This window comes from Paracoccus sp. SSK6 (assembly GCF_039770665.1).
Lineage (GTDB): Bacteria > Pseudomonadota > Alphaproteobacteria > Rhodobacterales > Rhodobacteraceae > Paracoccus.
The window spans coordinates 1-23500 of the sequence record NZ_JBDPNJ010000018.1 but is presented as its reverse complement, the minus strand read 5'-3'; the positions used below and the strand labels follow the sequence as shown (position 1 = coordinate 23500).

The 23500-nt window shown below is 65.4% G+C and carries 21 protein-coding genes; 11 read left to right on the top strand and 10 right to left on the bottom strand.

What is annotated here, in order from left to right; translation table 11 throughout:
- The first annotated feature begins 13 nt into the window (after positions 1-13).
- From AAIL68_RS12290 to AAIL68_RS12255, 8 genes are all read left to right on the top strand, one after another.
- The gene (locus tag AAIL68_RS12290) at positions 14-1702 is read left to right on the top strand and encodes a peptide ABC transporter substrate-binding protein (RefSeq protein WP_347140070.1); all 1689 of its coding nucleotides are present in this window, start codon (positions 14-16) and stop codon (positions 1700-1702) included.
- 22 nt (positions 1703-1724) lie between these two features.
- Positions 1725-2732, top strand: coding sequence for an ABC transporter permease (locus AAIL68_RS12285; RefSeq protein WP_347140069.1), 1008 nt, complete (start codon positions 1725-1727; stop codon positions 2730-2732).
- Entirely contained in the window at positions 2725-3720 is a 996-nt protein-coding gene (locus tag AAIL68_RS12280; RefSeq protein WP_347140068.1) for an ABC transporter permease, read from the top strand. The genes AAIL68_RS12285 and AAIL68_RS12280 overlap by 8 nt, the downstream gene beginning before the upstream one ends.
- 70 nt (positions 3721-3790) lie before the next feature.
- Entirely contained in the window at positions 3791-6166 is a 2376-nt protein-coding gene (locus AAIL68_RS12275) for a UvrD-helicase domain-containing protein (protein WP_347140098.1), read from the top strand.
- Between the two features lie 70 nt (positions 6167-6236).
- On the top strand, positions 6237-6509 hold the full coding sequence (locus tag AAIL68_RS12270) for a hypothetical protein (RefSeq protein ID WP_347140067.1): 273 nt from the start codon (positions 6237-6239) through the stop codon (positions 6507-6509).
- 12 nt (positions 6510-6521) lie between these two features.
- Positions 6522-7085 carry a DUF1523 family protein gene (locus AAIL68_RS12265; RefSeq protein ID WP_347140066.1) on the top strand — a complete coding sequence of 188 codons (564 nt, stop codon included), beginning with the start codon at positions 6522-6524 and terminating at the stop codon, positions 7083-7085.
- Complete coding sequence (deoC, locus tag AAIL68_RS12260) at positions 7082-8023, top strand: deoxyribose-phosphate aldolase (protein WP_347140065.1); 942 nt, start codon at positions 7082-7084, stop codon at positions 8021-8023. The genes AAIL68_RS12265 and deoC overlap by 4 nt, the downstream gene beginning before the upstream one ends.
- Positions 8024-8031: 8 nt before the next feature.
- On the top strand, positions 8032-10359 hold the full coding sequence (locus AAIL68_RS12255; protein WP_347140064.1) for an aldehyde dehydrogenase family protein: 2328 nt from the start codon (positions 8032-8034) through the stop codon (positions 10357-10359).
- Here AAIL68_RS12255 and folE2 read toward each other — a convergent pair.
- The 7 genes from folE2 to AAIL68_RS12220 form a co-directional block, all read right to left on the bottom strand.
- Positions 10356-11318, bottom strand: coding sequence for a GTP cyclohydrolase FolE2 (gene folE2 / locus AAIL68_RS12250; RefSeq protein WP_347140063.1), 963 nt, complete (start codon positions 11316-11318; stop codon positions 10356-10358). The two genes, AAIL68_RS12255 and folE2, sit on opposite strands and share 4 nt — an antisense overlap.
- A gap of 101 nt (positions 11319-11419) precedes the next feature.
- Positions 11420-12607 carry an O-succinylhomoserine sulfhydrylase gene (gene metZ, locus AAIL68_RS12245; protein ID WP_347140062.1) on the bottom strand — a complete coding sequence of 396 codons (1188 nt, stop codon included), beginning with the start codon at positions 12605-12607 and terminating at the stop codon, positions 11420-11422.
- 636 nt (positions 12608-13243) lie between these two features.
- A complete protein-coding gene (locus AAIL68_RS12240; protein ID WP_347140061.1) occupies positions 13244-14569 on the bottom strand; it encodes a sigma-54 dependent transcriptional regulator in 1326 nt (441 codons plus the stop codon).
- 16 nt (positions 14570-14585) lie between these two features.
- Entirely contained in the window at positions 14586-16367 is a 1782-nt protein-coding gene (locus tag AAIL68_RS12235; RefSeq protein ID WP_347140060.1) for an ATP-binding protein, read from the bottom strand.
- A 63-nt stretch (positions 16368-16430) separates the two neighbouring features.
- Positions 16431-17099 (bottom strand): phosphoribosylformylglycinamidine synthase subunit PurQ, encoded by a 669-nt coding sequence (purQ, locus tag AAIL68_RS12230; RefSeq protein WP_347140059.1) that lies wholly within the window; start codon positions 17097-17099, stop codon positions 16431-16433.
- A gap of 68 nt (positions 17100-17167) precedes the next feature.
- The gene (locus AAIL68_RS12225) at positions 17168-17593 is read right to left on the bottom strand and encodes an EamA family transporter (RefSeq protein WP_347140058.1); all 426 of its coding nucleotides are present in this window, start codon (positions 17591-17593) and stop codon (positions 17168-17170) included.
- A 48-nt stretch (positions 17594-17641) separates the two neighbouring features.
- Positions 17642-18853: an NADP-dependent isocitrate dehydrogenase gene (locus AAIL68_RS12220; RefSeq protein WP_347140057.1), complete on the bottom strand. Its 1212-nt coding sequence runs from the start codon at positions 18851-18853 to the stop codon at positions 17642-17644.
- A gap of 216 nt (positions 18854-19069) precedes the next feature.
- Between AAIL68_RS12220 and AAIL68_RS12215 the strand changes: the two genes are divergently transcribed.
- Positions 19070-20218: a Hint domain-containing protein gene (locus AAIL68_RS12215; RefSeq protein WP_347140056.1), complete on the top strand. Its 1149-nt coding sequence runs from the start codon at positions 19070-19072 to the stop codon at positions 20216-20218.
- On the opposite strand, the gene AAIL68_RS12210 is transcribed toward AAIL68_RS12215, so the two are convergent.
- Entirely contained in the window at positions 20219-21346 is a 1128-nt protein-coding gene (locus tag AAIL68_RS12210; protein WP_347140055.1) for an HD domain-containing protein, read from the bottom strand.
- A gap of 6 nt (positions 21347-21352) precedes the next feature.
- Positions 21353-22015: an alpha/beta hydrolase gene (locus AAIL68_RS12205; protein ID WP_347140054.1), complete on the bottom strand. Its 663-nt coding sequence runs from the start codon at positions 22013-22015 to the stop codon at positions 21353-21355.
- A 162-nt stretch (positions 22016-22177) separates the two neighbouring features.
- Between AAIL68_RS12205 and AAIL68_RS12200 the strand changes: the two genes are divergently transcribed.
- Complete coding sequence (locus AAIL68_RS12200; protein ID WP_347140053.1) at positions 22178-22636, top strand: Rrf2 family transcriptional regulator; 459 nt, start codon at positions 22178-22180, stop codon at positions 22634-22636.
- 51 nt (positions 22637-22687) lie between these two features.
- On the opposite strand, the gene AAIL68_RS12195 is transcribed toward AAIL68_RS12200, so the two are convergent.
- Positions 22688-23275, bottom strand: a complete 588-nt coding sequence (locus AAIL68_RS12195; RefSeq protein ID WP_347140052.1) for a porin family protein — start codon at positions 23273-23275, stop codon at positions 22688-22690.
- Positions 23276-23310: 35 nt separating this feature from the next.
- Between AAIL68_RS12195 and AAIL68_RS12190 the strand changes: the two genes are divergently transcribed.
- Positions 23311-23500: hypothetical protein (locus AAIL68_RS12190; RefSeq protein ID WP_347140051.1), on the top strand; the 190-nt coding region annotated here is incomplete at its 3' end.

The following is a 23500-nucleotide window of genomic DNA, read 5'->3' as shown; positions in this document are numbered from 1 at the left end:
GACAAAGGTGCCCATGAAGAAAGCTCTGGTTCCGGCCTTGGCGCTGATGATGGCGACGCCCGCTGTGGCGGAGCGCGGCAGCGACGGCGAATTGCGCGTGCTGTACTGGCAGGCAGCATCCGTCCTGAACCCCTATCTGTCCACGGGCGCCAAGGATATCGACCCGGCCTCGATGATCCTGGAACCGCTGGCTCTGGTGGCCGATGACGGATCGCTGATCCCCGTGCTTGCGACCGAGATCCCCACGCTGGAAAACGGCGGCATCGCGGCGGATTACACTGCCGTGACCTGGCGGCTGAAGCCCGGCCTGACCTGGTCCGACGGCACGCCCGTGACCGCCGCCGACGTGGCCTTCACGGCACAATACTGCATGGCGCCCGATTTCGGCTGCGCCGTCCTGGCGGAATTCGACGGCATCCGGTCGGTCGAGGCAGTCGATGACCTGACTGTCCGCATCACCTATGGGGCGCCCAAGTATCCGCCCTTGCAGGCCTTTGTGGGCGGGCGCACGCCCATCCTGCAAAAGGCCCAGTTCGAAGCCTGCCTGGGGGCTGCGGGCGCAAGCTGCACCGACCAGAACTTCGGCCCCATCGGCACCGGCCCGTTCCGCGTGACCAGCTTCGAGCCCGGCAATGTCGCCACCTTCGAGGCGAACCCCGAATACCGCGACCCCGCCAAGCCCGCCTTCGCCAGTGTGACGATCAAGGGCGGCGGCGACGCCATGGCCGCGGCCCGCGCGGTTCTGGAAACGGGCGAGTTCGATTATGCCTGGAACCTGCAACTGGCCCCCGATGTGGTCGCCCCGCTGGAGGCCGCGGGCAAGGGCAAGCTGATCGGCTCCTTCGGCTCCATGGTCGAGCGGATCGAGCTGAACCAGACCGATCCTTCGGCCAGCCTTGGCGATGCACGCTCGACCCTGGCCCATCCCCATCCCTTCCTGACCGATCCGGCGGTGCGCCGCGCCCTGTCCATGGCCATCGACCGGCCGCTGCTGGCCGAACTGGCCTATGGCCCGGCGGGCAAGCCGACCTGCACCATCGTTCCCGTGCCCCCCGCGTTCAACTCAGGCCGCGACGAATGCCTGACCCCCGATATCGAAGGCGCAAAGGCGGTGCTGGATCAGGCGGGCTGGCTGCCGGGCACTGACGGCATCCGCGAAAAGGACGGCGTGCGCCTGCACCTGGTCTTCCAGACAACGGTGAATGCGGTCCGGCAGGACGTACAATCGCTGGTCAAGCAATGGTGGTCCGAAATCGGCGTGGCGACCGACCTGAAGACCATCGACGGCACGGTGTTCTTCGGCGGCGATGCCGGCAACCCGGATTCGCGGGCGCGTTTCCTGGCCGATGCGCAGATGTTCACCGACGCCTTCTATCTGCCCGACCCCGCATCCTTCCTGGATGAATTCGCCTGCGACCGGATCCCCAATGACGAAAACCAATGGCAGGGCAACAATTCCGTGCGCTTCTGCGACCCGGCCTTCGACGAAAGGACGGCGCTTCTGAACCAGACGGGCGCCCCCGAGGACCGGCAGGCCATTGCCAAGGAAATGACCGACATGCTGACCGCCGATGGCCATGTCGTGCTGCCGCTGATCCATCGCGGCATGATCGGCGCCCATGCCAATTCGCTGGCGGGCGTCGCCCCGAACGGGTGGGAGGGCAGCCTGTGGAACATCGCCGACTGGAGCCGCGCCCGATGAAGCGCCCTGACCGAGGCTTCCCATGCTGACATTCACCATCCGGCGCCTGCTGCTGGCCATCCCGACGCTGCTGTTCATATCGCTGGTGATCTTCCTGCTGCTGGAGGCATCGCCCGGCGACCCCCTGGGGGACGTGCCCCTGACCGTCCCGCCCGAGGTGAAGGAGCGGATGCGAGAGGCGCTTGGCCTGGGACAGGCCTGGTATGTGCGCTATGTTCTTTGGCTGAAGCAGTTCTTCTGGGTCGAGCCGCTGCACTGGTTCGACCAGATCTTCGGCACGCAGTTCAGCGCGGGGATGCAGCGCATCATCAGCTTCCAGTCGCGCAGCCCGGTCTTCGACGTGATCGCGCAGCGCCTGCCGCAGACCCTGACGGTGGTGGGGTTCAGCTATCTGGTCGGCGTCCTGATCGCGATCCCGATCGGCATCCTTTCGGCCTACAAGCAGTATTCCTGGTTCGACCAGCTTGGCACCTTCGTGTCGATGATCGGCTTTTCGATGCCGACCTTCTTCACGGGGGTCGTCCTCATCATCATCTTCGGGGTCAAGCTGCAGTGGTTCCCGTCGGTCTATGACACGACCCTGCAGGTGCGCGACTGGGACAGCTTCTGGGCGCAGGTCCGGCAGATGGTCATGCCGGTGACGGTGCTGGCGCTGTACAACGCAGCCCAGGTCAGCCGCTTCATGCGCGCATCCATGCTGGACAACCTGGGACAGGACTACGTCCGCACCGCGCGCGCCAAGGGCCTGTCGGAACGGACCGTGGTGCTGAAGCATGTGCTGAGGAACAGCCTGATCCCGGTCATCACCGTCATCGCGCTTGGCCTGCCCGCCGTCTTCGGCGGCGCGATCATCACCGAACAGGTGTTCAAGGTGAACGGGCTGGGCCAGTTGCTGATCACCGCCATCCACGGCAACGACATCCCCATGGTGCTGACGCTGACCTTCATCTTCGCGATCCTGATCGTGGTTTTCACCCTGGTTGCCGACATCCTCTACGGCATCCTTGACCCGAGGATCCGCTATGACTGAGACGGAACGCCAGCACGACCTGTCCGTGACCGAGACCGTGGACGCCAGCGCCGCATCCGCCGGGGCGGTCGCCGCCCTGCCGCCCGACAACCCCCTGCACGCGGGCGGCGAGACGCGCAGCCAATGGCGCGACGTGTGGCGCCAGTTCCGCAGCCATCGCGGCGCCATGGTGGCCCTGGTGCTGTTCGTGTCGGTCATCCTGTTCGTGGTCGTGGGCCCCTATATCTGGACGCTGGACCCGACCTATGTGGACATCCGCGCCCGCAATTCCGGTTTCAGCGCCGCCCATCCCCTGGGCACGGACCAGCTGGGCCGCGACATGCTGGCGCGGCTGATGGCCGGGGGGCGCGTGTCCATCGCCGTGGGGCTGACGGCGATGATCATCGCGATCTCGCTGGGCAGCCTGATCGGCGTCGTGTCGGGCTATTTCCGCAGGCTGGACGCGCCCCTGATGCGCCTGACCGAACTGTTCCTGGCCTTGCCCCTGCTGCCCCTGCTGCTGCTGATGGTGACGCTGTTCCGCGAGCCCCTGTCGCAGAGCTTCGGCCCCGCACTTGGCATCTTCATCCTGATCGTCTCGGCCATCGGGGCGACAAGCTGGATGCAGGCGGCGCGGATCGTGCGCGGCGACGTGCTGGGGCTGAAGGAGCGAGAGTTCATCCTGGCCGCCCGCTCCATCGGGACGCCCGCGCACCGGATGATCCTGCGCCATGTGCTGCCGAACGTGCTGTCGCCCATCATGGTGGCCGCGACCCTGGGCATCGCCACGGCGATCATCACGGAAAGCGCGCTGTCCTTCCTGGGGCTTGGTTTCCCGCCCGATTTTCCGACCTGGGGGCGGCTGCTCTATGACGCGGTGGACCAGATGATCATGTATCCGTGGCGGGTGATCCTGCCGGGGCTGTTCATCTCGCTGACGGTGCTCTGCGTGAACTATATCGGCGACGGCTTGCGCGACGCGATGGATCCGCGGATCCGAGGGCGGTAATTCGCAAGGCATCCGAACAAAGGCGGAACACGGGCTTTCCATGGCCCGCCTTCCAGCCTATGTTGGCGGGATGGAGCTTCTGGACGATTCCGATAACGGGGACAGCATTCCCCTGTCCCGCCGCGCGATGGTCGCGCGCCCTGCCCCTTATCTGGAGGGGTTGAACGCCGCGCAGCGTGCCGCTGTGGAAACGCTGGACGGCCCGGTCCTGATGCTGGCGGGCGCGGGCACCGGCAAGACGCGGGCGCTGACCACGCGGATCGCGCATCTGCTGATGCTGGGCAAGGCGCGGCCCGGCCAGATCCTGGCCGTGACCTTCACCAACAAGGCCGCGCGCGAGATGAAGGACCGCGTCGCCCGCCTGCTGGGCGAGACGGTCGAGGGGATGCCCTGGCTGGGCACCTTCCACTCGATCAGCGTCAAGATCCTGCGCCGCCATGCCGAGCTGATCGGCAATGGCGAGCTGCACCTGAAGCCCAGCTTCACCATCCTGGATACCGACGACCAGATCCGGCTGCTGAAGCAATTGATCCAGGCCGAGAACCTGGATGAGAAACGCTGGCCCGCCCGGCAGCTGGCCCATCTGATCGACGGCTGGAAGAACCGCTGCCTGACGCCTGCTCGCCTGCCCAAGGGAGAGATCGCCAGCTTCGACGGCTGGGGCGGCAAGCTCTACAAGGCTTATCAGGACCGCCTGCTGGCCCTGAACGCGGTCGATTTCGGCGACCTGCTGATGCATTGCGTGACGCTGTTCCAGGCGCACCCGGACGTGCTGCGCGGCTGGCAGGACCGCTTCCGCTATATCCTGGTGGACGAATACCAGGACACCAACGTGGCGCAGTACATGTGGCTGCGGCTGCTGGCGCAGGCGCATCGCAACATCTGCTGCGTGGGCGACGACGACCAGTCGATCTATGGCTGGCGGGGCGCCGAGGTCGGCAACATCCTGCGGTTCGAGCATGACTTTCCCGGCGCCCAGGTGGTCCGGCTGGAACAGAACTATCGCTCGACCCCGCAGATCCTCGCCGCCGCGTCGGGCCTGATCGCCGCCAACCAGGGGCGGTTGGGCAAGACGCTCTGGACCGAGGCCGAGGCGGGCGAGAAGGTTCGCCTGATCGGCCATTGGGACAGCGAGGCCGAGGCCCGCTGGATCGGCGAAGAGATCGAGGCCTTTCACGGCGGCCACCGCCACGCCATAGGCCGCACCAGCCTGAACGACATCGCCATTCTTGTCCGCGCATCCCACCAGATGCGCGCCTTCGAGGACCGCTTCATGTCGATCGGGCTGCCCTATCGCGTGATCGGCGGCCCGCGCTTCTATGAACGCGCCGAAATCCGCGACGCCATGGCCTATTTCCGGCTGGTGGTCAGCCCCGCCGACGACCTGGCCTTCGAACGCATCGCGAACACCCCCAAGCGCGGCTTGGGCGAAAAGGGCTTGCAGGCGATCCAACACATGGCACGGGCGCGTGGCTTGTCGCTGCTGGACGGCACGGTTGCAGCCCTGACGGCGGGCGATCTGTCCGGCAAGGCCGCCGCCAGCATGCGCCAGTTCACCGAGGCCGTGGGCCGCTGGCATGCCGATGCGCTCGACGACCGCGTGAACCATGTCGAACTGGCGGAGCGGATCCTGGACGAATCCGGCTATACCGCCATGTGGCAGAACGACAAGTCGCCCGATGCGCCGGGGCGGCTCGACAACCTCAAGGAACTGGTCAAGGCGCTGGAGGAGTTCGACAACCTCCAAGGATTTCTGGAGCACGTCGCCCTTGTCATGGACCGCGACGATGGGGACGCGGCCGAACAGGTCAGCATCATGACCCTGCATGCCGCCAAGGGGCTGGAATTCCCCATCGTCTTCCTGCCGGGATGGGAAGACGGGCTGTTCCCCAGCCAGCGGGCCATGGACGAGAACGGCACCAAGGGTTTGGAGGAGGAACGCCGCCTGGCCTATGTCGGCATCACCCGCGCGGAACGGCTGGCGACGATCAGCTTCGCGGGCAACCGGCGGCTTTACGGGCAATGGCAAAGCAGTATGCCCTCGCGCTTCGTGGACGAACTGCCGCCCGAGCATGTCGAGGTGCTGACCCCGCCCGGCCTCTACGGCGGCGGCTATGGCGCGGCGATGGCCTTTGCCGCCGGCGGGCCGGTCAACGCGCTGCATGAACGCGCGGCCAAGGCCGATGTCTACAACTCGCCCGGATGGAAGCGGATGCAGGCGCGGGCGGGCGAACGGAAGGCGCCGGTCCACCGCGCGCCCATCATCATCGACGCGGAGCCTGCGGCCAAGTTCACCGTGGGCGAGCGCGTGAGCCATGCCAAGTTCGGCGAGGGCACGGTCATGGGCATCGCCGAGGACACGCTGACCGTCCAGTTCGCGGCAGGCTTCAAGAACATCAAGGCGGCCTATGTCCAGCCCCTGGGCGGGGACGACGTGCCCTTCTGATCCGCTGGCCCCTTGCCCGGCAGGGTGCTAGCCTGACGCAGAACCGCATTGGGACCGTCTCTTGGCCGCCTTGTTCCGCCTGATCCTGTTCCTGCTGATCGCCGAGATGGCGTTCTATCTGCTGCTGCGGACCTACCTGCGATCCCTTCGGACCGAGCGGCTGGAGGAGATCTGGGACGAACGCCACCCTCTGATGCCGGGGAACACCCCCGCGCGGCGCGCGTTCGTCCGCAGGTCCATGATCGGGTTTGACAAGACGCTGAAATCGCGGCTGTTGCTTCTGGTCTTCGTTCTGCCCAATCTGGCGGTCATGGGCATCATCTATTGGATCAACTGGCAGTAAGGACCGCTTTCCATGCATTACTTCAAGGTCGCGGTCGGCGTGCTGTTCGGCATCGTGGTGTTCTTGTTCCTCGACTATGCGCTGCCGTCCAAGAACACGGTTCGCATCACCAATACTTATAACCGGCTGACATCGGTCACGGCGTCGAACGCGATCTTCTATGCCTCGGACAACACCGGCACGGTGGAAAACGCGGCAGGCCAGCGCGACGTGCGCTTCATCGAGACGGTGCGGCCGAACGGCAAGGTCTTCGTTTACCGCAACGAGGATACCGGCTGGATCTGGCCGCCCTATTTCAAATACGACAGCGCCAACCTGCAGGCCGAGGCGACGAACCTGCAATCGGGCCGCGACAATCCGCAATGGGTCAGCGTGACCGCCTATGGCTGGCGGATGGCGTGGCTCTCCACCTATCCCAATGCCGTCAGCATCGATACGCTTTCGGGGCCGGACGAACGGCCGCGCAACTGGGCGGCCTCCATCGTCTGCATCGTGCTTCTGGCGTTGCTGGCCTTGCTGTGGCGGATGTGGGCGCAGTTCCAGGAGCGCGGTCTTCGTTGGCGGAGGAAGGCATGAGCCGCAACCCCGGCACCGACCTGCGTACCGACTGGTTCGCGGATATCCGCATCAACACCCCCGCCGTCGAACGCCGTGCAGCTACCCTGCCCGCCCGGCGCAGCCTGAAGAAGGATAACCAGGCGGCCTGGCTGCTGAACGCGGTGCGCTGCATCGATCTGACGACGCTTGCGGGCGACGACACGCCCGACCGCGTGGCGCGGCTGTGCGCCAAGGCGCGCCAGCCGATCGCGCCCGAGTTGCTGGAAGCCATGGGTGTCACCGGCCTGACCACCGGCGCGGTCTGCGTCTATCCGACGATGGTCGCGCCCGCGAAACGCGCCCTTGGCAATTCCGGCATTCCGGTCGCCAGCGTCGCCACGGGTTTTCCGGCTGGCCTGATGCCCCTCAACCTGCGGCTTGCCGAGATCCTTTATGCCGTCGAGCATGGCGCGGACGAGATCGACATCGTCATCACCCGCGCCCATGTCCTGCGCGGCGACTGGACCGCGCTTTATGACGAACTCCGCGCCATGCGCGAGGCTTGCGGCGATGCGAAAATGAAGGCGATCCTGGCAACGGGCGATCTGAAATCGCTGGAGAATGTGGCAAAGGCTAGCCATGTGGCGATGCAGGCGGGGGCGGACTGGATCAAGACCTCGACCGGGAAAGAGGGGGTGAACGCCACCCTGCCCGTGTCCTTGGTCATGTGCCGGGCGATCCGCGATTATCGCGACCAGACGGGGCATGTCGTGGGCTTCAAGCCTGCGGGCGGGTTGCGCACCGCCAAGGACGCGCTGAACTGGCAGGTGCTGATGGCCGAGGAACTGGGCCGCGACTGGCTGCGCCCCGACCTGTTCCGCATCGGCGCGTCGTCCCTGCTGGGCGATATCGAGCGCCAGATCAGCCACCATGTGACGGGCCGCTACGGGGCCGCCCATCGCCAAGCGATTGCCTGAGGAACCGCATGACCAGCGTGAGCGAGTTGATGGAAACACTGGAATACGGCCCCTCGGTCGAGGACAGCGCTGCCGTGCGCGACTGGCTGGCGCGGCAGGGGGCCTTCGGGCATTTCATCGGCGGGGCCTTCACCGAACCCGGTGCGCTGTTCGAGACGCGCGACCCGGCGACCGGCGAGATTCTGGCGCAGGTCACGCAAGGCACGACCGATGACGTGGCGGCTGCGGTCGCAGCGGCGCGGCAGGCGCAGCCCGCATGGGCGGCGCTGTCGGGCACGCAGCGGGCGCGGTATCTCTATGCCTTGGCCCGGCATGTGCAGAAACGCGAACGCTTCCTGTCGGTGCTGGAGACGCTGGACAATGGCAAGCCGATCCGGGAAGCACGCGACATCGACGTGCCGCTGGTTGCGCGGCATTTCTACCACCATGCTGGCTGGGCGGAACTGCGCGATACGGCCTTTCCCGGCCATGCCCCCATTGGCGCCTGCGGCCAGATCATCCCCTGGAACTTTCCGCTGCTGATGTTGGCTTGGAAGATCGCGCCAGCGCTTGCGGCTGGCAATACGGTCGTGCTGAAGCCCGCCGAATACACGCCCCTGACCGCCCTGGCATTCGCCGAGATCTGCCAGGAAATCGGCTTGCCGGCCGGGGTCGTCAACATTGTCACCGGCGACGGCGAGACAGGCGCGGCACTTGTCGCAGCCGAGGTGGACAAGATCGCCTTTACCGGCTCGACCGAGGTGGGACGCGCGATTGCGGGCCAGCTTGCCGGGACGGGCAAGCGGCTGACGCTGGAACTGGGCGGCAAGTCTCCCTTCTTGGTCATGCCCGATGCCGACCTGGATGCGGCGGTCGAGGGCGTGGTGGATTCGATCTGGTTCAACCAGGGCCAGGTCTGCTGCGCCGGATCGCGCATCCTGGTGGCCGAGGCGGTGGCGGATCGGTTCGAGACGCTGCTGTCGGCCCGCATGAAGCGGCTGCGGGTCGGATCGCCCCTGGACAAGTCCACCGATGTCGGCGCTATCGTCGATCCAATCCAGAAGGACCGGATCCTGTCGATCTGTGCCGCAGCCGTCGATGCAGGGGCGGAACTGGTTGGGGGCGCGGCGCAGGATGGCTGCTTCATCGCGCCCGGCTACCTGCGCAACATCAGCCCCGCCAATCCGGGCTTCGAGCAGGAAATCTTCGGGCCTATTGCCACCCTGTCCACCTTCCGCACGGCGGATGAGGCGGTCGAACTGGCGAACAACACCCGCTATGGCCTTGCCGCCTCGGTCTGGTCGGAAAGCGCTGCGGTGGCGACGGATATTGCCGCGAAGATCAAGGCGGGCGTGGTCTGGATCAACTGCGCCAACCTGTTCGACGGGGCCGCGCCCTTTGGCGGCTATCGCGAAAGCGGCTTTGGCCGCGAAGGCGGGCGCGTCGGGATGCTGGATTATCTGGAGGAAGTACCGGTCGATGCGGCTGATGAACCCGCCCCCGCAGCCCCGGTCGCCGCGACCACTGGGGTGGGACAGGCGGCGGGACTGGATCGCACGGCCAAGCTCTATATCGGCGGGGCGCAGAAGCGGCCGGATGGCGGGGCGTCCTATGCCGTGCCGGGGGGCCTTGCGCCCCTGGGCAACCGCAAGGACATCCGAAACGCGGTCGAAGCCGCCGCCAAGGCCGGGAAATGGGCAGCGATGGGTAGCCATGCCCGCGCGCAGGTGCTGTATTACATCGCCGAGAACCTGTCGGCCCGCGCCGAGGAATTCGCCGCCCGTACCAGTGCGGCCGAGGTCGAGGCGGCCATCGCCCGCGCCTTCCATTATGCCGCCTGGGCCGACAAGTTCGACGGTGCCAATGTCCAGGCCAAGCCGGGACACCTGCTGAACGTGGTCAACGAACCTTACGGCGTCATGGGCATCGCCTGTCCGAACGCGCAGCCCTTGGCGGGCTTCATGTCGCTGGTCATGCCCGCCATCGCCATGGGCAACCGGGTCGTCGCCATCGCTGCGCAGGACGATCCGCTGGCGGTGACGGATCTGTATCAGGTCTTCGATACCTCCGATCTGCCGGGCGGCGTGGTCAATATCGTCACCGGCCCGCGCGACGATCTGGCAAAGACCCTCGCCGCGCATGACGAGGTTGCGGCGATGTGGATGGTCGGCGGCAATCTGGCGGCGGCCGAAAAGGCGGCGGGCGGCAACCTCAAGCCCGTCTGGGCGCCGGCGCATCGGGATTGGTGTGGCCCGCAAGCGCAGGGCGAGGTTTTCCTGCGCCATGCCACGCAGGTCAAGACGATCTGGCTGCCTTATGGCGCCCTGCCCGAGGGCACAGGGTCCGCGGCCTATTAGGCCCGCAGGCCCGCGAAGGTCATCGGGTCCAGCGAGGCCTGCGCAAAGGTCGGGCCGCTGGTCATCAGGCTGACCGCGTCATGCGAATGCAGCGATTCCTGGTGGCTGGCGACAACCCGGAAATCGCCAAAGCGCGGATCGTCAAGCAGTTCCTGGGCGAATGCCCGCACCGCATCCTCGACAAAGATCGGGTTTGCGGCGTTGAGTTCGGCGAAGGCCTGCTCGTCCTCGCGCTTGACCATCACCTGCGTCTCGGTCGGCACGGCGCGGCGGCAGAGTTCCACCATGTCCTCGAACCAGATTTTGTCCGGGCCTGCCATGACTGCCGATATGCGCGCGATTGATCGCTGCGAATGGGGGGTGGCCAGCCGCGACCGGGTTTCGCGCGCATGTTCCGACAGTTCCAGCGAACAGGGACAGGTCGAGGAATAGACATAGTCGAAATGCATGATCCGCAGCCGCTGGCCGTGAAAATCCAGGATTTCCATCGCGATGTCGTAATACTGCCAGCCCGACAGGCCCGACCGCAGCGAATCGACGCGGATCGGATAGGAAAACTTCATCTGGATCCGCGCGTCATAGGCATCCAGGTCGGCCTGGTAATCATCAAGCGCGGCTTCCAGCACCTTGAGGCTGAAGGCGTGTTCGGAATGGGCGTAGAAGGACCGCATGATCCGGGACATGTTGATGCCCTTGCGGTCGGCCTCCAGGCTGACGGTGCCGGTCACGCTGGTCTCCAGGGTGATTTCCCCGCCGTCCCGCCTTTGATAGCGGATCGGCAGGCGGAAGTTCGAGATCCCGACATGCTGGATCGGGGCGCGCGCGCCCACGATCAGGCTGGCCGGGCCATTCTGCAGGTCGGGCAGCCCCGCCCTGTAGGCTTCGTCCACGCGGAAGCCTGCGTCATAGCTGCGCACAAGGGCCGGATAGGCGGGGATCATCGGGCGGGCTTCGGTCATGGCGACATCCTTTGTGGGATCGCGGCCCAATATGGGGGCCGGGCACCGGAATCCAAAGAACAAATCGGGCGGGACGGGCCGCTTTCGCGACCCCGGACGATTCAGGCGGCCAGGGCCTGGTGCAGATCGCCGATCAGATCCCCCGCATCCTCCAGCCCCACCGACAGGCGCAGCAAGCCGGGCGTGATGCCCAGATAGGCGCGATCCTCCTCCGACAGGCGCTGATGGGTGGTCGTGGCGGGATGGGTGACGATGGATTTCGCGTCGCCCAGGTTGTTCGAGATCCTGACGATTTCCAGCCGGTCCAGCGCGACAAAGGCAGCCTCTTTCCCGGCCGCGACCTCCAGCGAGATCATCGTGCCGCCCGATCCCATCTGGCGCATCGCCAGATCGTGCTGGGGATGATCGGCAAGGCCCGGATAGATCACGCGCGACAGCGCGGGATGGCCCTGCAGCGATTGCGCGATCTTCAACGCGCTGTCGGCCTGGGCGCGAACCCGCAGATCCATGGTGGTCAGCCCGTTCAGCATGATCCAGCTGTGGAAGGGGCTGATCGCGCCGCCGGTGTGCTTCAGATAGGGTTCGGCGACCTCTCGCACGAACTGGCGGGTGCCGCAGATGACGCCCGCAAGCGCCCGGCCGCCCCCGTCGATATGCTTGGTCGCGGAATAGACCACCACATCGGCGCCCAGTTCGACGGCACGGGAAAAGACCGGCGTGGCAAAGACATTGTCGGCCACCACCATGGCGCCCGCCTTGTGGGCCAGATCGGCGACGGCGGCGATGTCGATCACCTCAAGCATGGGGTTCGACATGGTCTCGAAGAAGGCGGCCTTGGTGCCGGGACGCAGGGCCCCGCGCCACTGGTCGATGTCGGTGCCATCGACATAGCTGACCTCGACCCCGAATTTCTTCAGCAGGTCCAGCACATAAAGGCAGGATCCGAACAGCGCGCGGGCAGCGACGATGTGGTCGCCCGGCTTGCACATGGAAAACAGCGCGCCGTTCACGGCGGCCATGCCGCTGGCCGTGGCGAAGGCATCCTCGGTCCCTTCCAGCGCGGCGATGCGGTCCTCGAACATGCGGCTGGTGGGGTTGCCGTAACGGGCATAGATGAATTCGTCGGGGCCCGTGCCCTTGAACCGCGCCTCGGCCTGTTCGGCGCTGTCATAGACGAAGCCCTGGGTCAGGAAGAGCGCCTCGGCCATCTCGCCATACTGGCTGCGGCGGATGCCGTGATGGACGGCTTGCGTGCGCGGGTGAAGCCCCTTGGCCGAACTGTCGCTCATGTCGATGCCTCCGCTTGACGCAAGGGGGTTAGCGCCCCAGGATCGCTGGCGCAAGGGCCAAGGACGGGCGCGGTTCAGATCGGCGGGGAACGGCGGCAGGCAGGTTCCCGTTGCAATTGAAAAACATGCAACGCGCGCTGCGGCGGGAGCCTGCAGCATTCAGAAAAACCATATTAAATCAGAATATTAGAGAAAAATTTGGTCTTATTGTCCAAATGGACAGGTTGAGCAACCGCTGACCCGCAGGTAAGTTGACCAGGCAGTCAAGAAGATCGGGCTGCGCAGGAAAGGATCGGCCCCGCGCAGCCGAAGGGACAGACATGACGCTGGATTTTGTCAACGAATATCCCGACGTTCTGTTGCGTCCATTCGGTGGGGCAAGCCTTTCCGGTCGCCTTCCAGAACGGGAGGCGGGGATGGACCAGAATGGCGGGTCCGAAGGTGTGTGTGGCTTGGCATCCCCTGCGGTTCGGGTCGAAAACCCGCGGACGGATTGCCTGGCAGAGTGTGAGTGTTGACGATCCGCTGGTCTGACCGATCGCTTTCTTGATCGGCAAGCATGGGCCCAGTTTTCAGTTTTGTTTCTTGTATTGGCCCGAAAGCATCGGGGGCGGAGAAATCCGCCCCCTGTTTCGTTCAAAGATAGTCGCCGCGCTGCAACCCGTATTTGGCCATCTTTTCGTTCAGCGTCCGGCGCGGCAGGCACAATTCCTCCATCACGCTGGCGATGCTGCCCTTGTGGCGGCGCATGGTGTTGTCGATCAGCATCTTCTCGAAGCTTTCGACATATTCCTTCAGCGGCTTGCCCTCGGTCGTGGTGGCCTGCTGGTTGTCCTCGCCGTCCGCCATCAGCAGGGACGCGATGGACCCCGAGCCGCGCCGGTTCTGCAGCACGGCGCGTTCGGCCACGTTGATCAGCTGACGGATATTGCCGGGCCAGGGCGCCTGCAGCAGTTGCGCGGCTTCCTGGGCGCTGACCTGCGGGGGTTCGCAGCCGTATTCCTCGGAGAACTGTTCGGTCATGCGGGTGAACAGCGACAGGATATCCTCGCCCCGCGCGCGCAGCGGCGGCAGGGTGATCTTCAGCGCCGTCAGGCGATAGAACAGGTCGGGACGCAGCGAATCCTCGGCCCGGCGGCCCTCGCCGCGCGCGTTGGAGATGGCGATGATGCGGGTTTCGGCGGGCGTGCCCTGGTCGCTGATGAAGGCCAGAAGGCGCGCCTGCAAGGGTTCGGACAGCGCCTCAATGTCTTCCAGGCAGAGGGTGCCGCCGCGCGCTTCCTCGACGGCGGGGATGCCGTCCTCCAGCGGGCCGAACAGGCGGGCCGACAGGGCCTCGTCGTTATAGGCGGCGCAGGACACGGGCACGAATTTCTTGGACGCGCGCGGGCCGACAGCGTGCAGGGCATGGGCCACCAGCGTCTTGCCGGTTCCCGTTTCCCCGTCGATCAGGACATGGCCGTCGGCCTGGCCCAGATCCAGGATATCCTCGCGCAGGCGTTCCATCACCGGGCTTGACCCGATCAGCTTGGACATCACCTGTTGGCCTTCGGACAGATCCCGGCGCAGGGCGCGGTTGTCCAGCGTCATGCGGCGCATCTGCGTGGCCTTCTTGGCAAGCGCCGTCATCTTGTCGGGGTTGAAGGGCTTTTCCATGAAGTCCATGGCGCCGATCCGCATCGCCTCGACCGCCATGGGCACGTCGCCATGGCCGGTGATCAGGATCACGGGCAGGCCCGAATCCAGCCCCATCAGGCGTTTCAGGAAGGCGATCCCGTCCATGCCAGGCATGCGGATGTCGCTGACCACGATGCCGGGCCAGTCAGGCCCGATGACCTTCAGCGCGTCCTCGGCGCTGGGATAGGTTTCGGTGTCGAAGCCCGACAGGACCAGCCACTGGCTGATCGATTCCCGCATGTCGGGTTCGTCGTCCACAATGGCGATCTTCAGCTTGCGGGACATGAGGGTCTTCCTTTCTTCATTCGGCGGCCAGCGTCTGCTGGGCCTGACCCGGCTTGTGCAGGGGCAGTTCCACGGCAAAGACAGCGCCGCCCTGATCTTCGTTATGGGCGGTCAGGCGACCGCCGAAATCGGCCACGATGGACGAGGATATGGCAAGGCCAAGCCCCGTCCCCTCGCCCGGTTTCTTGGTTGTCCAGAAGGGCTCGAACAGGTTTTCCAGATCCGAGATCCCCGGCCCGTTGTCGCGCACCAGCACATGGGCATGGGCGCCGGTTTCCACCGTGATCTCGATCCGGGCATCACGCTTGTCGCGCACGGCATCGACGGCGTTGCGCAGAAGGTTGATGATGACCTGTTCCAGCCGGATGCGATCGGCCATCACCATCACCGTGCCGCGCGGCAGGTTGCGGATGACGCGGATCGTGCGGGACCGCAACTGCGGCTCCATCATGGTGAGCGCGCTGCTGACGGCGGCGCGCAGGTCCACGGGTTCCACCGCCTCGCCGCCCTTGCGGGCATAGGATTTCAGTTGCCGGGTGATCGCGCCCATGCGCTCGATCAGGTCGTCGATCCGCTGGAAGCTGGACAAGGCCTCTTCGGCCCGGCCGCGTTGCAACAGCAGCCGCGCGCCCGCCAGATAGGTCTTCATCGCGGCCAGCGGCTGGTTCAACTCGTGGCTGACGCCTGCGGACATCTCGCCCAAAGCTGCCAGCTTGGAGCTTTGCTGCACGGTCTGTTCGGCGACGCGCAACTCCTTCTGCATCCGCTCGCGTTCGGCGATCTCTCGCGTCAGGCGCAGGTTCAGCGCCCGCAGGTCGGCCGATTCGCGCATATAGGCGACCGACTGGCTGCGCGCCCGGCGCGACAGGACATAGAAGGCCCCGGCCAGCAGGATCGCGAATCCCATGATCTCCAGCGCCAGGACCGCGTTCACCTGTTCGCGCACCGACGCATAGGTGGTGAAGCTGGTCATCCGCCAGCCGCGAAAGGGGATGCGCGCCTCGGCCTGCATGACGGCGCGGCCCTGGACATAGGCGTCGATGGGCATCGCAGTCCAGTCGGCGGTGACCTGGAAGGCCCGCTGGATGGCAGACGGAGCGTCGCGGACCGCCAGGGCCTCGGGCATGGTCAGGCCGCGCCAGCGGGGTTCCGTCGCCAGGATGATGGTGCCGCCGCTGTCGGTGACGGCCACGGCGTCGGAAATGCCCGCCCAGGACCGTTCCAGCCGCGACAGGTCGGCGCCCACGACGATCACGCCCAGCGTCCTGCCATCGGCGATCACCGCGCGGGAATAGGTGAATTCATAGGCGCCGCTGCCATGGTTGGTCACCGTGAAGACCGTGTCGCTGGACCGCAGCGCCTCGACATAGAAGGGCGACAGGACGTTGTTCGTGCCCAGTTGATAGCGATCCGTCGATCCGACCGTCCGCCCCGAGGCATCCAGGAGCCGGATCGAGGCCGCGCCGATTTCCTTTTGCGCGGCGATCAGGCGGGCCGAAGTGGTGGAAAAATCGTTGCTGTTCAGTGATCCGATCAGCGCCGGATCGCGCGCCAGCAGCAGCGGCACCACCGCCGTGCGCTGCAGTTCCGACAGCAGGTTGCCGGTATAAAGCGCCAGCCGCAGTTCCGACCGGACGCGGGTGTTTTCGGAAAACCGCGTCGTCAGCCAGGCATTGGTCGTCCAGATCGAGGCAATGGCCACGCCGAAGATCAGCGCCACGGCGATGCGCAGCCACCATGAATTGCCGGGCTGCGCCAGCCGGGGCCGGATACGCTCTGACTCGCTTTCCTCGATCACCTATGAAGCCCGGCCATGTTGCACAACTGCCGCACTCTAGGCGCAGACGCCCCGGTGCTCAAGTCAGGCGTTGACAACTCCGTTCACAAGCGCGCGGAACAGCGCCGCCCCGTCGGTGCCGCCAAGCGCCGGATCGGCCGCGCGTTCGGGATGAGGCATCATGCCCAGCACACGGCGGTTTTCGGACAGGACGCCCGCGATGTCGCCCACCGATCCGTTGATCGCCGGCGCATAGGTAAAGGCGATGCGGTCCCCGTCCCGCAGCGCGGCCAGACCTTCGGGCGTGATCTGGTAGTTGCCGTCGTGATGGGCGACCGGAATGGTGATCTGCTGGTCCTGCGCATAGCCTGCGGTGAAGTCGCTGTCCGTCGTCACGACGTTCAGGACGGCGGCCCTGCACAGGAAGGTCAGCCCCGTGTTGCGCATCAGGGCGCCGGGCAGCAGGCCCAGTTCGGTCAGGACCTGGAAGCCGTTGCAGATGCCCAGGACATAGCCGCCCCGATTGGCATGGCGGCGCAGCGCGCCGGCGATCGGCGACTGCGCGGCAATGGCCCCGCAGCGCAGGTAGTCGCCAAAGGAAAAGCCGCCCGGCACCGCCACCAGGTCGGTGCCTTCGGGCAGCGCGTCGTCCTTGTGCCAGACGCGCGTCACCTGCGCGCCCGCCTGTTCCAGCGCCACCGCCAGGTCGCGGTCGCAGTTCGATCCGGGGAAGGTGATGACGGCGGCTTTCATGGCATGGCTCCGGCAAGATGCCGGCAGGCTATAGCGCAAATGCGCCTGCCTGTTAAGCCGCAAACGCCTCAGCGCCAGGCGACCATGACCGCACCTGCGGCGATCAGTGCCACGCCGCCCCAGTTCACGGCGCTCAGCCGTTCGCCCAGGAAGGCCACGCCGAAGATCGCCACCAGCACCACGCTCAGCTTGTCGATGGGCGCGACGCGCGCGGCATCGCCCAGCTTCAGGGCGCGATAATAGCAGATCCAGCTTGCGCCCGTCGCCAGCCCCGACAGCACCAGAAACAGCCAGCTCCGCCCGGAGATCCCGTCCAGTCCCTGCCATTCGCGGCGCGCGGTCAGGATCAGGGTCAGTGCCGCGATGATGACGACCGTTCGGATGAAGGTGGCGAAATCGGCGCCCACACCCGTCACGCCCACCTTGCCGAAGATCGCCGTCAGCGCGGCGAAGACGGCGGACAGGACCGCCCAGAAAATCCAGTTCCCGGCCATTGCTTCCCCTTCAGGCAAAGGGCCGGGCATTTGCCCGGCCCCCTTTTGTCAGTTCAGCGCCTTGTTCAGGTATTCGTCCACCTTTTCCAGATAGCCCATGGTGGTCAGCCATTTCTGGTCCGGCCCGACCAGCAGCGCCAGATCCTTGGTCATGTACCCGTCCTCGACCGCCTGCACCGTGACCTTTTCCAGCGTCTGCGCAAAGTTCAGCAGCGCCGCGTTGTCGTCCAGTTTCGCGCGGTGCTTCAGCCCGCCCGTCCAGGCAAAGATCGACGCGATCGAGTTGGTCGAGGTCTGGTTGCCCTTCTGGTGTTCACGGTAATGGCGCGTCACGGTGCCGTGGGCGGCCTCGGCCTCGACCGTCTTTCCATCGGGCGTCATCAGCACGCTGGTCATCAGGCCCAGGCTGCCGAAGCCTTGGGCCACGGTGTCGGACTGCACGTCGCCGTCATAGTTCTTGCAGGCCCAGACATAACCGCCCGACCATTTCAGGTTCGATGCCACCATGTCGTCGATCAGGCGGTGCTCATAGGTGATGCCCGCCTTCTTGAACTCGCCTTCGAACTCGGCGTCGAAGACCTCCTGGAACAGATCCTTGAAGCGGCCGTCATAGGCTTTCAGGATGGTGTTCTTGGTGGAAAGATAAACCGGATAGCCGCGCTGCAGACCATAATTGAAGGACGCGCGGGCAAAATCGCGGATCGATTCGTCCAGGTTGTACATGGCCATCGCCACGCCGGACGACGGGGCCTGGAAGACCTCGTGCTCGATGGTCTCGCCATCCTCGCCGACGAAGCGGATGGTCAGCTTGCCCTTGCCGGGGAAGCGGAAATCGGTGGCCTTGTACTGGTCCCCGAAGGCGTGGCGGCCGACGATCACGGGCTTGGTCCAGTGCGGCACCAGGCGCGGCACGTTCTGGCAGATGATCGGCTCGCGGAAGATCACGCCGCCCAGGATGTTGCGGATGGTGCCGTTGGGCGATTTCCACATCTTCTTCAGGCCGAATTCCTCGACCCGCTGTTCGTCGGGGGTGATGGTCGCGCATTTGACGCCGACGCCGTATTGCTTGATGGCGTTGGCCGCGTCGATGGTGATCTGGTCGTTGGTGCGGTCGCGCTCCTCGATGCCCAGGTCATAGTATTTCAGATCCACGTCCAGATAGGGCAGGATCAGCTTCTGCTTGATGAAGTCCCAGATGATCCGGGTCATTTCATCGCCGTCAAGCTCCACGACGGGGTTGGCGACCTTGATCTTAGACATGGGCAGTCCCTTTCGGCGTTGATGGGTCGCGTGCCGCTATAGCCGGGAAGCACGGCAAAGGAAAGATTGTATGCAGCGGTATGCAGTCTGTGCAGAGGCGGGTCTTGCCGGCAACATCCGCAAGTTTTGCGAAAAGTCTATGTAATCAGAACGTTTATTTTTCATGCCGATCCGCTAAGGGTGATCCCGTGATGTAACGATTATTGTGGTGCTAAAATGACGGCTTCGGTCGATTGGATGTGGCTTGGCAACGCGGCGCAGGTCAATGCAACCAGTGGATCGCCGTCCACCGCTGCCGAGGCTGATCGGATAGCCGGATACAATGCCTCCGGCACCGCGCAGATGAAAGCCGTGACGCTTCGCGGAGACACGCGCATGATCACCGTGGATGGGCATCGGGCCGAGGTTTTCGCGACAAGCTACAACACCGATCCCTATGGGCGCGATGTCGCAGATTCGCGGATGACCTATGCCTCGCCGCAGACGGGGCAGACGGTCAGCACCACGATCACCGGCTTTCTGTCGGTCCGCTATCAACTGACCTTCCCAAATGGCGGCACCGCGGAACAGACGGGCGTGTTGATCCAGATGAAGAACGGCGACATGTTCTTCCGCCCCTCCAAGGACGCCTTGCCGCAATGGGACGGGATCAAGGAACTGCGGGCGGTCAAGATCCTGTCGGCGGATCCGATGCCCCAGAACACCTATGTCGCGGTCGTCTCGTTCAAGCCGACGATCCACGACCTGCCGATCACCTGCTTTGGCAGCGGCACGCTGATCGCCACCGCCTCCGGGGAAAGGCCGGTTCAGGAGATCCGGCCCGGCGATCTGGTGATGACCCGCGACAACGGATTGCAGCCCGTCCGCTGGGTGGGCAGCCGCCATGTCACCGGGGCCGAGATCGCGGCCAATCCCGCCCTTGCCCCGGTGCGCATCGCGGCGGGGGCGCTTGGCCGGGGCGTGCCCGCCCAGGATCTGCTGGTATCCCAGCAGCATCGCGTCCTGGTCAGGTCGGCCATCGCCGCCCGGATGTTCGGGGCGCGGGAACTGCTGATCGCCGCCAAGCACCTGACCGAGGTCGAGGGAATCGACATCCTGGCCGGTGCCGATGGCGTCACCTATGTCCACCTGATGTTCGACGCGCACGAGGTCGTCCTGTCGAACGGGGCGGAAAGCGAATCGCTCTATCCCGGACCCCAGGCTCTGCTGGCGCTTGGCGATGCCGCCGAGGAGATCTTCACACTGTTCCCGCAGCTGCGCGACGCGGGCGGGGTCTTTCCCGGTGCGCGCCCCTTTGTCGCGGGCAAGAAGGCGCGGCAACTGGCCTCGCGGCACGCGGCCAACGGCAAGGCCCTGGCAAGCTGATCAGGCGAAGAAGGCCTGCACCTCGGCGCGCAGCCAGTGCCACAGGGCAGGCGCGCCCAGGGTGATCTTGCGGCCCACGCGGGCCTCGATGTCGTCAAAGGTCACCCCGTAATCGACCCAGCCCGCCCCGCCCGACCGCAGGTTCTGGATCACCGGCTGGCAGCGGTCCAGCGACTTGGCAAAGACGGCATCAGGGGTGGCAGCGGCCTCGAACTCCTGCCACAGCGACAGAAGGTCGGCACCCTGATCCGGGGGCAGCAGGCCGAAGATGCGCGCGGCGGCGGCGGCCTCGGCCGCCTGGATCTCGGCCGAGCCATGCGCCTGGCCTGCGGCGGAATGCAGCGGCACGTCGCCCACGTCGATTTCCACCAGATCGTGGATCAGCAGCATCCTGATGACGCGGTCGGGATCCACCCCCGGTCCTGCCAGACCGGCGAAGGCCAGGGCGTAAAGGGCCAGATGCCAGCTATGCTCGGCGCTGTTTTCCCGCCGCGATCCGTCGATCAGCAGGTTGGCGCGAAAGACCGATTTCAGCGCGTCGGCCTCGGCCAGGAAGCGCAGGCGGCGGGCAAGGTCGCTGTCGGGGGGCACATCGCCCGCCAGCACGGCCCGCGCCCATGCCATCGCCTCGGGCCATTCGGCGTCAAGCCGCGCGGCCCGCCCGCCGGTCATGTTGTCCCGGACGATGGCAACGTGATCGGCCAAGGGCTGCGGGGCCAGCAGCACCTGGAACAAGGGCTGGCTGTGGTCCATCCGCCGGGCCATGACCGCATCAGGGGATGCGCCCGCCTCGAACTCCAGCCACAGATCCATCAGGGCATCGCGGTCGGGGGACAGGCCGAAGATGCGGTCGGCGGCCTGCAGTTCGGAACGCGCCAAGGCATCCGCGTCATGATCCAGGTGGATCGGCTGGTCGCCCGTGTCGATTTCCACCAGGTCATGGACCAGCAGCATGCGGATCGCCCAGTCCGAGGCGCCGAAGACCATCGCCTGCAGTGCGACGTGCCAGCTGTGTTCGGCGCTGTTTTCCGGCCGGGACAGATCCAGCAGCACATTCGCCCGGTCCACCGATTTCAGCCGGTCGGCCTCGGCCAGAAAGGCGAACTGGCGGGCGATGCGGTCCGACATCCGGGCTTATCGAGTGGTTTCGGTCAACCGCTGACGCACATAGCCCTGGACCAGGTCGATCATCGGCTTCATGTGCAACTCATCATCGCGGAAGAAGTGGTCGGCGCCCTCAATTTCCTTGTGGGTGATGGTGATGCCCTTCTGCTCGCGCAGCTTGCCGACAAGGGCGTTGGTGTCCTTGGGCGGGGCCACGCGGTCGGCCGTGCCGTTCACGATCAGACCAGACGACGGGCAAGGCGCCAGGAAGCTGAAGTCGTACATGTTGGCGGGCGGGGCCACGCTGACGAAGCCGGTGATCTCCGGGCGGCGCATCAACAGTTGCATCCCGATCCAGGCACCGAAGCTGAAGCCCGCGACCCAGCAATGCTTGCTGTTGGGGTTCATCGCCTGCAGGTAGTCCAGCGCAGAGGCCGCGTCCGACAGCTCTCCGATGCCCTGGTCGAATTCGCCCTGGCTGCGCCCCACGCCCCGGAAGTTGAACCGCATCACGGTGAAGCCCAGCTTGTGGAAGGCATAGTGCAGGTTATAGACGACGCGGTTGTTCATCGTCCCGCCGTATTGGGGATGCGGGTGCAGGACGATGGCAAGGGGGGCGTCGGGCTTGCCCGGTTGCGGGTGATAGCGGCCCTCGAGCCGCCCTTCGGGGCCGGGGAAAATCAACTCTGGCATCGTCTTCCTTCGAAGCTACGGGTTTCTTGACGCACCTGCGCGGCGCTTTTAGACCGCTATCTGGGATGCCGGTGCGGGTTGCGCAAGAAACGAACCCTGGCGGCATAGCGCGGCAGTGCGCGCGTCGTCAACCGACGCGGCCTGAATGGAAGGAGCCAGCCGATGAAACTGTCCACCAAGGGTCGCTACGCGATCATCGCCCTTGTCGATCTGGCCACCGCCAAGGGCAACGACCTGACCTCGCTGGCCGAGATTTCGGCGCGCCAGGACATCTCGCTGCCCTATCTGGAACAGTTGTTCGTCCGGCTGCGCCGCGCGAGCCTTGTCGCCTCCGTGCGCGGCCCCGGCGGCGGCTACAGGCTGGCCCGCGCCCCCGAAACGATCCGCATCGCCGAGATCCTGGAGGCCGTGGACGAAACCGTCAGCGCCATGCATGTGGGCGCCGGCGCATCGGGGGGCGTGTCGGGGTCGCGGGCGCAGACCCTGTCGAACCGGCTGTGGGAAAGCCTGTCGGCGCATGTCTATGTCTTCCTGCACAACCATTCGCTGGCCGACGTGGCCCGGAACCAGCTGCTGCCCTGCCCCGCGCTGCCGCAGATCCTCAGCGTGGTGGACGACTGACAACGAAAAACGCGGCCCATCGGGGCCGCGTTTCGGTTCTGGATCGGTGTCTTAGAAGCGATAGGACGCGCGGACCTGCACCAGGTCGGTGTCCAGATCCAGCCCGTCAACCACGACATCCGAGAAATCGTTGCGGCTGTATTCCGCGCCGACCGAGAACTTGTCGGTGACAAGGTATTCGGCGCCCAGGCCATAGGTGATCCCGGTTTCCGAAATGTCGTCAGCGGCATCATTGGTCGAGATGCGGGCAGCGCCCAGGGTCGCATAGGGCTGGAACTTGCCCATGTCATAACCGACACGGCCCCGCAGGCGCCACAGATCGCCGTCGCCGTCGTTCTCGTCCAGGTCAACCTTGTTGTAGTCCAGTTCGGCGCCGGCAATCATCTTGCCGAAGTCGAACAGGTAACCCGCGTGGAGACCATAGGCGTCATAATCCCTGTCAAACGAGTCGTCGGACAGTTCGGCATTGCCCTGGCCGTACTGAAGACCGGCATAGAACCCGGTCCAGTCGGTGCCAGCCTCGACCGGGACAACGGGGGCCACGACGGGGGCGGTCTCGACCACGGGGGCGACATAGCCGCCTGCGAAAGAAGCCGAAGCGGCCAGCGAGGCAGCAACCGTAAGGGCAACGAATTTCATGGGTAGTCTCCTTCTTCGTCTTGTGAGGCTTAGATATGGCCGAAGACGGGCAATTCCATAGAAACCTTGCACAGACTGCAATAACTGTTGCAAAAATGCGACCCTGCCGCGAATGTGATGGGTGCGAAAAACAAAAGCGCCCCGAAAGGGCGCTTGTGATTCTTTCCAAGGAAAGTGGTAGCGGAGGAGCGTTCTTCGGCGATCCCCCCCATTCTGTGGGGCATT

Coding starts and splice junctions, on each gene's coding strand:
- AAIL68_RS12200 (WP_347140053.1), top strand. CDS start 22,178: ATGAAACTGTCCACCAAGGGTCGCTACGCGATCATCGCCCTTGTCGAT.
- folE2 (WP_347140063.1), bottom strand. CDS start 11,318: ATGACCGAAGCCCGCCCGATGATCCCCGCCTATCCGGCCCTTGTGCGC.
- AAIL68_RS12275 (WP_347140098.1), top strand. CDS start 3,791: ATGGAGCTTCTGGACGATTCCGATAACGGGGACAGCATTCCCCTGTCC.
- purQ (WP_347140059.1), bottom strand. CDS start 17,099: ATGAAAGCCGCCGTCATCACCTTCCCCGGATCGAACTGCGACCGCGAC.
- metZ (WP_347140062.1), bottom strand. CDS start 12,607: ATGAGCGACAGTTCGGCCAAGGGGCTTCACCCGCGCACGCAAGCCGTC.
- AAIL68_RS12290 (WP_347140070.1), top strand. CDS start 14: ATGAAGAAAGCTCTGGTTCCGGCCTTGGCGCTGATGATGGCGACGCCC.
- deoC (WP_347140065.1), top strand. CDS start 7,082: ATGAGCCGCAACCCCGGCACCGACCTGCGTACCGACTGGTTCGCGGAT.
- AAIL68_RS12210 (WP_347140055.1), bottom strand. CDS start 21,346: ATGTCGGACCGCATCGCCCGCCAGTTCGCCTTTCTGGCCGAGGCCGAC.
- AAIL68_RS12255 (WP_347140064.1), top strand. CDS start 8,032: ATGACCAGCGTGAGCGAGTTGATGGAAACACTGGAATACGGCCCCTCG.
- AAIL68_RS12195 (WP_347140052.1), bottom strand. CDS start 23,275: ATGAAATTCGTTGCCCTTACGGTTGCTGCCTCGCTGGCCGCTTCGGCT.
- AAIL68_RS12265 (WP_347140066.1), top strand. CDS start 6,522: ATGCATTACTTCAAGGTCGCGGTCGGCGTGCTGTTCGGCATCGTGGTG.
- AAIL68_RS12285 (WP_347140069.1), top strand. CDS start 1,725: ATGCTGACATTCACCATCCGGCGCCTGCTGCTGGCCATCCCGACGCTG.
- AAIL68_RS12220 (WP_347140057.1), bottom strand. CDS start 18,853: ATGTCTAAGATCAAGGTCGCCAACCCCGTCGTGGAGCTTGACGGCGAT.
- AAIL68_RS12240 (WP_347140061.1), bottom strand. CDS start 14,569: ATGTCCCGCAAGCTGAAGATCGCCATTGTGGACGACGAACCCGACATG.
- AAIL68_RS12280 (WP_347140068.1), top strand. CDS start 2,725: ATGACTGAGACGGAACGCCAGCACGACCTGTCCGTGACCGAGACCGTG.
- AAIL68_RS12225 (WP_347140058.1), bottom strand. CDS start 17,593: ATGGCCGGGAACTGGATTTTCTGGGCGGTCCTGTCCGCCGTCTTCGCC.
- AAIL68_RS12215 (WP_347140056.1), top strand. CDS start 19,070: ATGACGGCTTCGGTCGATTGGATGTGGCTTGGCAACGCGGCGCAGGTC.
- AAIL68_RS12205 (WP_347140054.1), bottom strand. CDS start 22,015: ATGCCAGAGTTGATTTTCCCCGGCCCCGAAGGGCGGCTCGAGGGCCGC.